General features: G+C 62.9%; 16 protein-coding genes and 1 pseudogene. 5 read left to right on the forward strand and 12 right to left on the reverse strand.

Annotation, left to right across the window (positions count from 1 at the left end; all coding sequences use genetic code 11):
• Nucleotides 1-14 precede the first annotated feature (14 nt).
• Entirely contained in the window at nt 15-173 is a 159-nt protein-coding gene (locus tag EOA36_RS13060) for a DUF982 domain-containing protein (protein WP_281040053.1), read from the forward strand.
• A gap of 149 nt (nt 174-322) precedes the next feature.
• Nucleotides 323-556 carry a DUF378 domain-containing protein gene (locus EOA36_RS13065; RefSeq protein WP_127277996.1) on the forward strand — a complete coding sequence of 78 codons (234 nt, stop codon included), beginning with the start codon at nt 323-325 and terminating at the stop codon, nt 554-556.
• Between the two features lie 125 nt (nt 557-681).
• On the opposite strand, the gene EOA36_RS13070 is transcribed toward EOA36_RS13065, so the two are convergent.
• Nucleotides 682-1,743: a PAS domain S-box protein gene (locus tag EOA36_RS13070; RefSeq protein ID WP_245464335.1), complete on the reverse strand. Its 1,062-nt coding sequence runs from the start codon at nt 1,741-1,743 to the stop codon at nt 682-684.
• 96 nt (nt 1,744-1,839) lie between these two features.
• Complete coding sequence (locus EOA36_RS13075; protein ID WP_127277998.1) at nt 1,840-2,085, reverse strand: hypothetical protein; 246 nt, start codon at nt 2,083-2,085, stop codon at nt 1,840-1,842.
• A gap of 270 nt (nt 2,086-2,355) precedes the next feature.
• Here EOA36_RS13075 and EOA36_RS13080 point away from each other — a divergent pair, with 270 nt between their 5' ends.
• Nucleotides 2,356-2,664 carry a hypothetical protein gene (locus EOA36_RS13080; RefSeq protein WP_127277999.1) on the forward strand — a complete coding sequence of 103 codons (309 nt, stop codon included), beginning with the start codon at nt 2,356-2,358 and terminating at the stop codon, nt 2,662-2,664.
• Between the two features lie 317 nt (nt 2,665-2,981).
• Here the strand turns inward: EOA36_RS13080 and EOA36_RS13090 are convergent, their stop codons facing one another.
• The 4 genes from EOA36_RS13090 to EOA36_RS13105 form a co-directional block, all read right to left on the reverse strand.
• Nucleotides 2,982-4,970: an AI-2E family transporter gene (locus EOA36_RS13090; RefSeq protein WP_127278001.1), complete on the reverse strand. Its 1,989-nt coding sequence runs from the start codon at nt 4,968-4,970 to the stop codon at nt 2,982-2,984.
• Between the two features lie 160 nt (nt 4,971-5,130).
• Nucleotides 5,131-6,210 (reverse strand): D-alanine--D-alanine ligase family protein, encoded by a 1,080-nt coding sequence (locus EOA36_RS13095; RefSeq protein WP_127278002.1) that lies wholly within the window; start codon nt 6,208-6,210, stop codon nt 5,131-5,133.
• A gap of 23 nt (nt 6,211-6,233) precedes the next feature.
• Nucleotides 6,234-6,851 carry a C39 family peptidase gene (locus EOA36_RS13100; RefSeq protein ID WP_127278003.1) on the reverse strand — a complete coding sequence of 206 codons (618 nt, stop codon included), beginning with the start codon at nt 6,849-6,851 and terminating at the stop codon, nt 6,234-6,236.
• 105 nt (nt 6,852-6,956) lie between these two features.
• Nucleotides 6,957-7,472, reverse strand: a complete 516-nt coding sequence (locus tag EOA36_RS13105) for a hypothetical protein (protein WP_127278009.1) — start codon at nt 7,470-7,472, stop codon at nt 6,957-6,959.
• Nucleotides 7,473-7,766: 294 nt separating this feature from the next.
• On the opposite strand from EOA36_RS13105, the gene EOA36_RS37250 reads away from it, so the two are divergent.
• Nucleotides 7,767-7,985, forward strand: coding sequence for a hypothetical protein (locus EOA36_RS37250; protein ID WP_189343723.1), 219 nt, complete (start codon nt 7,767-7,769; stop codon nt 7,983-7,985).
• Nucleotides 7,986-8,063: 78 nt separating this feature from the next.
• On the opposite strand, the gene EOA36_RS13115 is transcribed toward EOA36_RS37250, so the two are convergent.
• From EOA36_RS13115 to EOA36_RS13135, 5 genes are all read right to left on the reverse strand, one after another.
• On the reverse strand, nt 8,064-8,885 hold the full coding sequence (locus EOA36_RS13115) for an outer membrane beta-barrel protein (RefSeq protein ID WP_127278004.1): 822 nt from the start codon (nt 8,883-8,885) through the stop codon (nt 8,064-8,066).
• Nucleotides 8,886-8,943: 58 nt separating this feature from the next.
• Nucleotides 8,944-9,660, reverse strand: coding sequence for an outer membrane protein (locus tag EOA36_RS13120; protein ID WP_127278005.1), 717 nt, complete (start codon nt 9,658-9,660; stop codon nt 8,944-8,946).
• The gene (locus EOA36_RS13125; protein ID WP_245464336.1) at nt 9,657-9,842 is read right to left on the reverse strand and encodes a hypothetical protein; all 186 of its coding nucleotides are present in this window, start codon (nt 9,840-9,842) and stop codon (nt 9,657-9,659) included. Before EOA36_RS13125 ends, EOA36_RS13120 begins: the two co-directional genes overlap by 4 nt.
• 221 nt (nt 9,843-10,063) lie before the next feature.
• Nucleotides 10,064-11,023 (reverse strand): AraC family transcriptional regulator, encoded by a 960-nt coding sequence (locus tag EOA36_RS13130; protein WP_127278006.1) that lies wholly within the window; start codon nt 11,021-11,023, stop codon nt 10,064-10,066.
• Between the two features lie 240 nt (nt 11,024-11,263).
• On the reverse strand, nt 11,264-11,692 hold the full coding sequence (locus tag EOA36_RS13135) for a VOC family protein (RefSeq protein WP_127278007.1): 429 nt from the start codon (nt 11,690-11,692) through the stop codon (nt 11,264-11,266).
• A gap of 155 nt (nt 11,693-11,847) precedes the next feature.
• Between EOA36_RS13135 and EOA36_RS13140 the strand changes: the two genes are divergently transcribed.
• Nucleotides 11,848-12,102 carry a hypothetical protein gene (locus tag EOA36_RS13140; RefSeq protein ID WP_245464337.1) on the forward strand — a complete coding sequence of 85 codons (255 nt, stop codon included), beginning with the start codon at nt 11,848-11,850 and terminating at the stop codon, nt 12,100-12,102.
• A 15-nt stretch (nt 12,103-12,117) separates the two neighbouring features.
• Here EOA36_RS13140 and EOA36_RS38230 read toward each other — a convergent pair.
• Nucleotides 12,118-12,243, reverse strand: a pseudogene (locus EOA36_RS38230) (PLP-dependent aminotransferase family protein); the annotation flags it as partial.

A 12,243-nucleotide genomic window follows, 5' to 3' on the forward strand; every position in this document is an offset into this window, starting at 1 on the left:
ACACACAACAGGCCATCGAACTCCTCACGACACATTGGCGCGATGCCGGCAGCCTGAAACATCAGTCGGCGCTACGCGCCTGCCGTCGCGCCACGAGTGGCGACGTTTCCCCGGATATCGCGAGGGAGGCCTTTGTCGAGGCCGCGCGCGAGGCGCACGTCCTGGTCGAATAGGCTCCAGGCCCCGCAACCCGGCCTGATTTCGCGTCCTGCCGCCGCTCACGGCTTGTTACCAGCGTTCACAATTCCGTGATTGACGGAACCTCCTGAAACCACAGGCGTTTTTCTTCCGGCGTTTGTTCAGGCAACATCAGGAGGCGTTTATGCGCATCATGAACCTCGTCACCCTCGTCCTTATCATCCTTGGTGGTCTCAACTGGCTGGCCATGGGCGTAACGGGCTATGACGTGATCGGCACGGCCCTTGGAGGAGCCACCTTGGCCCGCCTCGCCTATACGGTCATCGGTCTTGCCGCCATATGGCAGCTCATGCCGGGCTTCCAAAGCTTCACGGTTGGCGAAGTCGATGCCGAAAGGCATATCCATCATCATCCGTGACCGGTAAAACGGGCGGCGGGGTCCCCCGCCGCCCCACCATGACCGCTATTTCTACGCGCACCTGCCCGGCGGCAACCAAGCTTCCTCGTTCAGGATCGAACGGACAACCTATTGAAATCTCGAATCTAAATACCCAAACCCGCCGCATCGGCGATGGGCTCGGTACCGGCTTGCGCCACGATGATGGAGGCCAGGGGCGCGCTCAATCGCCATTTCAAATGGCCGGGCGACCGTTCCAGAACGGCTGAGCCACCCAGCGACTGCGGCGCCACACGCTGCAGCACGACGGTGCCGAACCCCTTGCGCGTGGTCTCGTCGCGCCGGTCGCCTGGACGAGGCTTCGATGTCTCCTCCCAGGTCAACTGGAATTCACGCTCGCCCAAGGCGCTAGAGCCTATCGTCCAGGTGATCTCGACCCGGCCGGCATCACTGGACAGGGCGCCATATTTGGACGAGTTCGTGCCGAGCTCGTGGAAAGCCATGCCGAGGTTCTGCACCGCGTTCGACTGCAGCGTCAGGACCGGCCCGGAAAGCAGGATCTGCTCCTCGCGGCCGAAGGGCTTCAGATGCTCCTGGATCAGGTCGAAGAGGCTCGCTCCCGCCCACTCGGAGGTGACGAGCAGATCATGCGAGCGCGACAGCGCCATGATGCGGGCGCGTATCAGTTCCTCGAACTCTTGCGGGTCGCTCGAGCGCTTGCTCGTCTCCCTGACCATCGACAGGATGACCGCGAACTGGTTCTTGACGCGATGGTTGACCTCGCGCATCAACAGCCTGATGCGGCGCTCGCTCTCCTTGGCGGCGGAGATGTCGCGGGCGATCTGCGAAGCGCCGATGATCTCGCCTACGCCGTTCCTGACTGGCGAAACCGTCAGCGAAACGGCAATGAGCGAGCCATCCTTGCGCCTTCTGGTCGTCTCATAGCTCGCCACGCGATCGCCGCTGCGAACCCGGCTGATGATCTCCGTCTCTTCGCCCTTGAGGTGGTCGGGTATCAGCATGAGGATGGACTGCCCCACCGCTTCCTCGGGGCTGTAGCCGAACATGCGTTCAGCAGCGAGGTTCCAGCTTGTGATGACGCTGGTCAGATCCTTGCTGATGATCGCATCGAAAGAGGAATCGACAATCGCCGCCAGCCGCGCATCGGCGCTCGCGCCCAATCGTCCCTTGTCTTCAACATCACTCATCGCCGCCAGGAATTCCGTCATGGCCACCTAACTAGCCCGCAAACCAATCGAGGCAATCGCCCCCCTGACGGAATTAAGGAATCCGCAGCTCCCGGCTTACTCAGCTGTCCCGCCGTTTGGCCTTCTGCCATCGACCTCGGGCGCCAGCACGCCGAATTCCTGCGATTTGGTCCCTTGCCCGGCGGCGAGGAAGCCATCGGAGGCCAGACCCCGGCGCAACAGTTCCCTGACCGCGGCGGAGCGGCTCGGCATGCGCTTTTCGAAGCGCCAGTTTTCCAGGGCCATCAATTCGTCAACGGTGAGCATGATCTGCAGCCGTTCCGGACGTTCCAGGTCAGCCATCTAAGCTTCCTCGCTGGAGCTGAGAATGTGTCGAGTTAGTATCTACCTCGTTCAGCTAATAAATAGGGTTTGCCTCATAATGCGTCAAGTGCCGCCAGTGGGGGAACGGCGCATCTAACCCATGATGAGAATAAGACGTCGGACCCCCACTTGCATTACTATGCTAACTTATTGATTTTATTCAAATATTTTTGAGAATTCGCTTGTCATCCGCGTCCACCTGGCGCATGCTGCGACATGGATAGAAACAACCCTCCAAGGGAGGTTTAAATGCGGTACGAATACTCTTCGCGGTTGCTGGACGACGTCAATTCGGCGGTCCAGAGGGCCTTTGAGATGGCAGGCATCGTCAACATCAGCGCGGTGGCGGAACAGATCAGGGTGCGAAACCTGGCCGAGAATGTCGCCCTCGAGGATGTCGAATACCTTGTCCTGCACGCTGCCCAGGTGCTTGGCGCGGCAATCGAATTCGACGCTCTGGGCAACGGCTTGGCTGCGAGTGGGAACGGGCTCGTCGACAATGGCGAGGAGAGTGCGGTCATGCCGTTCGATCTTCCTCGGTCAGCCTCGATGCAATAGTCAAAAAAGCCTGCGGACCGCCACGGCTCCAAGCGCAGTGGAACAAGTCCGGTCTCTGGAGGTTACTGCATCGCCCGACGGAGGAGAATGTTGTGAAGACCCTGCGCAGTCTGCTTGCCGAACTGTCTTCCAACTGGCTCCGGCGCCGCAAGGTTCAGGCACCGGTCGCTGGAAATCCGGTCAAACCTGTTTCCCGCCTTCCCCACCAGACCGCGAAGATGCGGCCAGCCCACAAGCCCAAGCCGCCCTCCTCCCGCGACGTTGCTTCAAATATGTAAACGACCGCGAAACCCCTACACACTTTTCCGGGAATTGCCCTAGCTCGCAGCGGTGGCCGAGGCCTTTCTCGGGGTGGCCCGCTGACGCCGCATGCGGCGTTTGGCAACGAGCTTCAGGGCGACCGGCGGCTCGTTCGACAGCGCGCCCACCACGGCATCCATCATGCCATGCGCCACGAAATCCGCGTTGATGTCCTGGGCCAGTTTGACGGCTGCGTCCTTGTCCTCATTTCCGGTCTCCGACCAGAACACGATGCCCACCCGCAGCGCTGCCTTCGTGCGCTTTAGCCGGCGAACCAGAAACCGGGCGTGCTTGATGGAATCCGGGTTCAGGAAGCCAACCACGACCGTGTCGACGGTGTCGAGTTCGAGGCGGCGAATACCTCCCGGTTCCATGTCTGCAAAGCCTGCCTTCGAGACCGTCGTGCCCTGGACTTCCAGGACCTGGGCCAGCATGGCTGCTGCGGCGTCGTCAAGCTCGCCACGCCCGCCAGCGCAAAGCACCGACATATCCGTGCCGTCGGGCAGGTCGGCCTCCTCCTCGCCGGCGGTCTCACCGTCGTCGCTCGCCTCCGCGGCCACGAGCGTGCCATCCTCCTCATCCGCTTCCTCCTGCGCACTTTCGTCGAGGTTTGCCACCAGCGCCTGCGCACTGGCCGCCAACTGCCGCCTTTGCTGATCGCCCATGACACCGCGCGCGCGGTCCTGCTCACCCAGCAGAAGTGCGGGAATAGCGACCTTGTCGTAGAAATCGACCAGATATTTCTCTTCCAGCATCTCTTCGGCGTGGTCCGTGGCTTCGTCCGGATCACCGGCCAGCAGACGCTGGTAGAGGCGCGCATGGGGTTCGAGCACAGGCTCGTTGCCGAAGAGCACATCGAGGAACTCGAACTGCGGCACGTGCCTGCCCAGCACCACCAGGCACACGGTGAGCGGTGTTGACAGGACCAGCCCAAGCGGCCCCCAGAGCCACGTCCAGAAGATGGCCGCTACGATGATGGCGAGGGATGACAGCCCGGTTCGCGAACCATAAAGCCAGGGTTCGACGACATTGCCGGTAACCAGTTCCATCCCCACGAACAGGGCGGCTGTCCACAGCACGAGCGACCAGCCTGGCGCCACGGCCAGCGCCAGGAACAGCGGCAGCAGCATGCCTATGGCAGGCCCGATGTAAGGAACAAACCGCAGGGCTAACGCGAGCAATCCCCATAGCAAGGCATTTGGAATGCCGAGGATCCACAACCCGATCGCTATCGGTATCGCGTACAAAATGTTGACGACCAGTTGCATCAGCAGGTACCGGCCAACACGCTTGCCGGCATCCTGAAGCGCCTCGGTGGTGCGGTGAAGGTCGCCATAACCGACAAGCCGGATGAAGCGGTCGCGCAAGTCCTCTCGCTCGAGCAGCATGAAGATGACGACCACGATGATCAGCCCGGCCGATCCGAGCGGGCTGATCAGCGGCCCGACTATGTTCTGCAGGACCTCCAGCGGCCTTTCGCGCGAGACGATCTCGACCGGCACCGGCTCACGCGGCGGCTTTTCCGGGGTGGCGGCCGGCGGCGACGTCTCCTGCCTGTCGATCTCCTGGCCGACACGTTCGACAACCTTGCCCAACCTGGCAATGATCCCTCCGCCGACTCCGGTCTCCTTGAGCGAGCGGATCTTGGTCAGGATGTTGGTCTGGTAGACCGGGATGTTCTGCGCCAGTTCGCTGACCTGCGTGGCGAGAATGAAGCTGAACAGGGCAAGGGCGGCGAACGCCCCCAAAACGCTGACGATGACGGCGGCAATCCGGGGAATACCGGCCCGTTTGAGCGCGGACACAAGAGGGGCGAGCGCGAAAGTCAGCAACAGCGCGATTGCTATCGGCAGGAAAACCTCACGCCCGAAATAGAGCGCCGCCACCGTGGTGACGATGGTGGCCACATTGGGCAATGACGTTCGAGGGTGTGGGGCGGCGGGCGAAAGAATATCCTCCAATCCATGAGGCGGCGATGCCATCCCGTTTCGACGATTGGCCGCCATTCCCTGTCCCTCCTGCCGGCTCCATGATCGGGCATATAGAGCCGGCGTACAACATTAGCCAGAGGTGAAACACACGTCGTTCAAGGCGCAGTTTATCCGGCGTGGCGACCGTGCTGAAAGGGCGCACCGGCCTTCCGACGGGCTGCCTGCCCGGATCGGATCAGCGCACGCCGTGCCGCGCCAGCGCGTGCTCGATCAGCGCGTCGATGACCTCCGCGTAGCCGATGCCGATCGCCGCCAGCGCCTTGGCGTACATCGAGATGTCGGTGAAGCCGGGCAGCGTGTTGACCTCGTTGACCAGCAGGGAGCCGTCGGCACGCAGGAAGAAGTCGACGCGCGCCATGGCCTCGCAGCCCAGCGCCTTGAAGGCTTGCCCAGCCATGTCCCTCGCTCTGTCGGCGATCGCGGCGGGGACGTCGGCGGGCACTTTGACCATCGCGCCGTCGGCATCGAGATATTTGGCCTCATAGGTGTAGAAGCCATGCTTGCCGGCCGGGATGATCTCGCCCGGCAGCGAAACCGTGAGCGAGCCGCCTGCCCGTTGCAACACCGAGCACTCGATCTCGCGGCCTTCGACGAACTCCTCGATCAGCACCTTGCCGTCGTAGCGGAAAGCCGTTTCGACGGCCGCTTCAAAGCCATCCCCGTCGTTCACCTTGCTCACCCCGAAGGACGAGCCCTGGCGTGCCGGCTTGGCGAAGAAAGGCAGCCCAAGCGCCCCGGCGATCTCCTGGAACGAACCGACATCGCCTCTGTGCACGGTGACCGAGCGGGCGACGGCAAGGCCGGCCTCGCGCATGAGCCGCTTGGCGACGTCCTTGTCCATGGCGGCGGCGGAAGCCAGAATGCCGCAGCCGACATAGGCGACATCGGCGACTTCCGCATAGCCCTGCACCGAGCCGTCCTCGCCGAAGGGACCGTGCAGCACGGGAAAGACGACATCGACAGGCGTAAGGTCAGCCCGTATTCCCTCGTGCGACGCCGGGATCAGCCGGCCCTTGCCGCCGGGCAGCAGGGCGACCTCCACGCCGTCCTCCGACACCGGAGCCCCTGCCCCATCGCCGCCAGCCTCGGACGAGGATTGCAGCAGCCACCTGCCCTCCCGGGAAATGGCGATCGGCACCACCTCGTAGCGCGTCCGGTCGATCGCCTTCAGCACGTTGGCCGCCGACAGCCGCGACACGTCGTGCTCGGCCGAGCGCCCGCCATAGAGGATGGCAACCCTGATCTTTCCGGTCATCGAAATCCCTCAACTGTCGAAAATCAAATGGCGACGGCAATGCCGCGATTGGCGAAGAAACGATCGAAATCGCCTGGCGCCAACACTGCGTTTGCCTGTGTGGCGCTGGTATGGCCGGATGGGTTGTGAAAGCGAAAACCCTCATCCGACGCGGCGGTGACCAGAACCAGGTGTCCGCCCTTCGATGGCGGCTCGCGCTCGGGCCAGCGGATCGAACTGCTGACCGAAGCGATGAAGAAGCGCGACCGGGCGAGGATCGCTGGAATGTCCGCCGTCGCGACATTGGTCATCACCTCGGCCTCGAGGCCGAATTCCTGCTTCACGAAGGCAACGAAAGGCGCGTAGATCAGCCCCTTGATCGAGCCTTCATTGACGACATAGCCGCCATATCCGGTGCACCGTCTTGCCAGTTCGATCGTCGGCACGATCTGGCCACGCGTCGCCAGGATCATCTTGAGACACGCCATGCCGCAGACATTGGCGGCCCAGACCGCGTATTCGTCGCGCGTGGCGGCCCCCGATCCCTGCCATAGCGGATCCCGCCGCAACGCGGCCTCAGCGCCATCGGCGAGCACCGCCAGCGTCATGTCGGGCGTCTCCCACTGACTGAAAAACGGCACGGCTTCAGGCAGTGGACTCATGCGGATTCCTCGGGTAGCCAATCAATCTCGTATACGAGAATACGAGATGGATGAAAAGCCGCTCGGACCCCGTCGAATTTGCTCGGGGGCGTCGGGGGGCGCCGTCTAATCAACCTTCGTCCAGCCGAAGACCAGCCAGGCGTATTTCGATTTTTCGTCGGGTTCGGCGGTGTAGGTCATCTGGATGTCGCCGCCCTTGGCGTAGATATCGAGCCTGGGCGCCGTGTCCAGCTCGAGCCATAGCGAACTCTTGCTGAAGGACCAGGTTCCGCACCAGACGCAGGAACCCGATGTCGGGTCGCCGGGCTGATGGAAATTGTAGCGGCCATCCGCCGTGATCTCCAGATAATCGAACGCGTCGTAAAACGCGGTCACCGTCTGCTGGAACTCATTGGCGGCGGCTTCCTGTTCCGGCGTGGGCGCATCCTTCATGTCGCGCGGCGGCCGGGTGGTGGCGCCGCTGAGTTGCCATTTGCCGACAAAGTCCTTCTGGGTCGGAAGATATTCCTCCTGAGCCTGCGCCGAAGATATATGAGTCATTGGTAATATGAATGGTGCGACCATGCCCAAAATCGCAAGCAACGGCGCGGCGACCCGGATCGCCTTGGTTGATTTTTGCATGAAAATTGTTTCTCCACGGTGGGCAAGAGATGTTCTGTTCGGGATGTTGTTGAGAAAGGCGGCGCGCATTGCTTCAACGCCGATTCCCGTCCGCCTTTTTCGGTTAGCACCGCAGCCACCGATCTGGCAACGCAAGGCAGCGATCGGTATTGGGCCGGTTTGGTTCTACGACTACAAAAGATTCGTAAAGCCGCCGCCGCGGGTGTAGTGTGCCTTGTCGTCCGCACCAACCCAGGCAAACGGACGCTTGAAAGTCAACTCAGGTGCTTTCGCCCGACGAGGGAGGAGAGCGCCATGGCTTTCTCAAAATTCACCAGCATGTTCACGTCCGACGATCTGGACCTTCTCCAGAAGGTGTTCGACCAGCTGTGCCGAGAGCGCCGTCTGGCCCTCAAGGACAAGGATCAGAGAGACCAGCTGGCGCGCGAAGTCATGGAAGCTTTCGAAGGTGGCTTCACCGAGGAAACCGAGTTGTGGCAGTCGCTTTCGAAGCGACGCACCGCCCAAGCGTGAGCGGCGGGACGCGATTGCCTCCAGTCATGCAGCCAATTGCGATGCGATCACGGCCGCGCTTTCAGCCGTGCCGCCGGCTCACTTCGTATTGACCACCGAAGCGGGCCGGTAAGTGTCCATGGTCGCGCCGTTGCGGTCCTCGTCGAAGAGGGAGTCGCTGCCGAAGCTGGCGCGCAGGCCGATGACGACCTTGTTTGCCCTGAGGTCCTGGGTGGACGTTTCGAACTTCCTCCGTTCGAATTCATAGCGTCCGAACACCGCCCAGGGCGTCTCGTCGAACCGGTACATGGCCTGGACGGCCGCACCGACCACGTCCTCGTTGGTGCCGTCGTAGTCGGTTCGGTTGAAGTCGAGTTCCGCATCGAGGCGAAAGTTCTTGCGGACGAAATAACGCGCCACGGCGCGCACGCCCCACTGGTCGCCGTGAAAGTCGCTGATGGTGAGCTGGCCGACACTGGCCTGGCCATAGAGGGTCAGGTTGCCGAGATAGAGTTGTGCTTCCGGGCCGACAGCATAATTGTTCACGGTGACGCCGCTTTCGCCGACCGATGTGTAGGCGGCGAAGATGCCGGCGGCAAAACGGTCGGGATCGCGGTAGAAGCCATGGATCGCACCGCGCGTTTCATCCAGCGCGTCGTAGTGGCCCCATATGCGGTCGTAAGTCAGGTCGCCCTGCAAATTCCAGCGCTGTGCAAACGGGATGTTGACGCGCAGGGCACCGCCGCCGGCCCGCGTCGTGTAATCGTCGCCGACGAAGCGCAGTCCGCCGAGATAGAGTTCGCCATAACCGGAAATACGCGGCGCCACCGCCGTCTCGGTGGCAAGCGGCTGCAGGATATCCGCCGCGCGAGCCGATGTCGCGACGATCAGCGACGCGAGGCAGATGGAAAAGCGATGCATTTGGAGCCCTCGAATACGAATTTCCGACGCTGCGCCAGCGGCGAAAGATAAGCACTGTTCAGAATTTGTAGGCGATGCCGAGCCGGATATCGTTCGTCTTCAGGTCGATCTCATCATGCAAGGGAACCCCGCTGGGAACCGCGATGCGTGTCGAGGGGTGGCGGCCGAAATCGGCAAAGCGGTATTCGCCCCGAACCAGCCAATTGTCGGTGACGGCGTATTCGGCACCCGCGCCCAGCGTGTAACCGCTGACGGTGTCCTCGACATCGGCATAAGCGGCTCCGCCTGGAAGGGCGACCGTAGTGTGCTTGTACTTCGCCATCGCCAGGCCGCCGGTGACGAAGGGAAGCCAGCGATCCATCGCATAGCCGGCCCGCAGGCGAACCGATCCGACTGCCTCCAGTTCGAGCACGCCGCCGAAGCCGGGATCGTCTACGCCAGCCGCCCGATAGAGTGTGGTGTCCTTGACGCTGGCAAAGCTGTAGTCGCCCTCGATGCCGAGGACCAGGCCGCCGTCGAACTGCTTGTCATAGCCGGCATAGAGACCGCCGAAACCGCCGGACGGGCCGTAGCCCCAGCCATAATCGTCGAAGGCCCCTGGCGCGAAAGTCTGCCCGACCCTGGCGTTCCCCCAGGCATATCCGGCCTGCGCGCCGACATAGCCGCCGGACCAGCTGTAGCTGGCAGCCACGGGCAAGGTTTGAGTGGCGTCGGCGGCGAACGCCATGCCGGCTGGCACCGTTGCAAGGATCGTTGCCAGAAGGATCGTCTTCACTGTTTGCCGCCCCCAAAAAGATGCCGTGTCCCGCCGGACTTTCCGGCGGCGTAACCGACGTCGGCGCCGGCATAAAGCCCGGACCAGTCGTAACCGGCCGGCGCGGTTTCGCCGATGTCCGCCGCACATGCCGCGCCGACCGGCGCGAGAAGGATGGCCGTAGCAAGAAGAAGAGTTTTCATTGTTGTCTGCTGCCCCAATTGTCGTTCTCCGCCGCGTTGATGCCCCCGGAGATCCAGCTGTTGTCGAGAACCCGGTTTTGCATTGTCCACCGGCCGCGTCTTGGGCTGGGCCGCACCCGAATTGTCGGGGAAAGCGCGGCTGTGCTTTCCCCGTCCGTGTGGCCATTCGGCCTCACTCGATCGATGTGTCGGGTATCCCACGGGGATCGCTGTCGGAGACTCTACCTAGCGCTACTTGGCGTCGAGCCGAAGCGGCGGCGGAAACAGCGATTGAAATAGGAGACGTCGGAAAAGCCGCTCAACAGCGCGATCTCGCTGACCCGCATGCGGTCGTTGCGCCGGTCGCGCAGCATGCGATGGGCTCTCTGCAGGCGCAGTTCGAGAATATGCTCGGCGAAACTGGAGCCCGTTTCCTGCAAGAGATCATGGACGTAGCGCGCGGAAAGCCGCAATTGCTGGGCGATGTGCTGGGCCGAGATGCCGGGATCGGCGAAGTTGTCCCGCATCTTCTGCAGGATGGCCCGCAGCCTTGCCGCGCGCAGGCCGCGCACGCCCGCAAGCTCGGCGATCTCGCCCTTGGCGCCTGTCGCCAGCCCGATCAGGTCGACGATCGTCTCGGTGGCGTGGGCGACGAGATCGGGCGAGAGCAACGCCGGTCCCGCTTCCAGGAAGCCGCAGTAGCGCTTGAGCATGTCGAGCGCTTCATTGTCGGCGCCGATGGTCAGCGCCAGGCGATCCTCGACATGGGCAAAGGCATTTTCCAGGATTTCGCGGGGCACCACGACATTGGTCCAGACATTGTGGTCGCCGCCGGTCATTTCCAGCGCTTCCGAAGCCGAGACCAGCGCGCCTTCGCCCCTGCCGATGCTGTAGTCGCGGCCGGTCTGCACGCCGCTCAGGCTTGTGTCGCCATCGTTGACCAGCAGCAGGTAACCGTCGCGGCCGTCATCGGCGATGTTGCGGGTCTTGCGGCTGGCGTGCCTGATCGTCCCGGCCATCCGTCCGAGCACCAGCGGCCCGATCGCGGTGGCTTCGATATCCGCCTGGAAAGGCACGTTCGCGGAGATGGCGTATTCGACCGACCATATCTCCGCGACGTGGATGTCCTGCCAGAGCGCGAAGCGCGCGCGGTCGTCGAGATGCGGCGGCAGATCGACCGACGAGAAGACATTCTTTTTCAACGAGCAACCGGCCTTTCCCGCGCACGCGTCCTCCCTGAAGCCGCACCCTATGGGACCGATTTGCCTCCTGTCCAGAGGCGGCGCTATCCATGCCCTGCAGGACAATTTCAGTGCGGCACAGGTCAAGAATCCGAGCGGATTCGCCAGCGCGGGCTCGAATTTCCAAATACCCGGAAAAATGCGGCGCGGAATCACCCGCATCGCTCGGCGCTGTGGCGTCTGCCGGCCGAGTGCCCTTACCTAGAATGTGATCTTCACGGAAGCCGCACTGCGGTTGGCCGGGCCGTGGTGGACGGCCTCGATGTTGTTGCCGTCGGGGTCGAGCACGAAGGCGGCATAGTAGCCGGGATGATAGGGCCGCTCGCCCGGCGCGCCATTGTCCGTGCCGCCGGCCGCCAGCCCGGCTTTGTGGAAGGCATCGACCATCGCGTGATCCCTGGCCTGGAAGGCCAGGTGATGACGGCCGGTCAGCTTTCCCTGTGCGGCCCGGCTGTCGGCGCTGGAGATGAACAATTCGTCGGCCCAGAAATAATCCTCGCCGGTGCCGCCGATCGGGACACCGAGCACCTGGAAGACCGCTTCGTAGAAGCGCCGGCTGGCGGGGAGATCCCGCACCACGAGCTGGAGGTGGTCGATGAGCCGGCCGCGATGCAATTCCTGGGTTTCCATGAAAGCTCATCCTCGCAAGGTCTCGAATTTAGGTCCGGGCGGCAGGGCGTCAACGCGCGGCACGTGCATCTGCTGACAACCAGCGACAAATCTTCGGGCGCGATGGAACCATTCGGCTGACGGCGAGTTTGGGGGCGCGGCGGGAGGACTTGCGATTGGATTGTTTTCAGAAGCTTGAAGCGCTAATCGACAGCGCCGATGCCGACGGCATCGAGGAAGCGAACGCATTGCTGCGCCGGTTCAAGGATAGGTCCGAACAGACGACGCGGGCCATCGATGAGTTCATGCTGGACTTCAAGACGTTGGTCTTCGTCGTCGAGACCGGCGTAGAGGGTTTCCAAAAGCCGATCCGCAAGCTCGCCCGCGCCAGGCTCGCGAAGCTCAAATATCTGGTGAACGTGCCGGCGTAGGCGCCGGGCGCGGGCCTAGCTCTTGAGCAGCGCCGCCAGCCGTGGAATGCCCTCGGTCACGGCGCGGCGATTGGCCAGCGTGAAGGACAGCCGCAGCGTGTTGCGCCCGGTGCCGTCGGCGTAAAAGGCATTGCCGGGCAC

The organism is Mesorhizobium sp. M8A.F.Ca.ET.021.01.1.1 (assembly GCF_003998025.1).
In the GTDB taxonomy this organism is placed as follows: Bacteria; Pseudomonadota; Alphaproteobacteria; order Rhizobiales; family Rhizobiaceae; genus Mesorhizobium.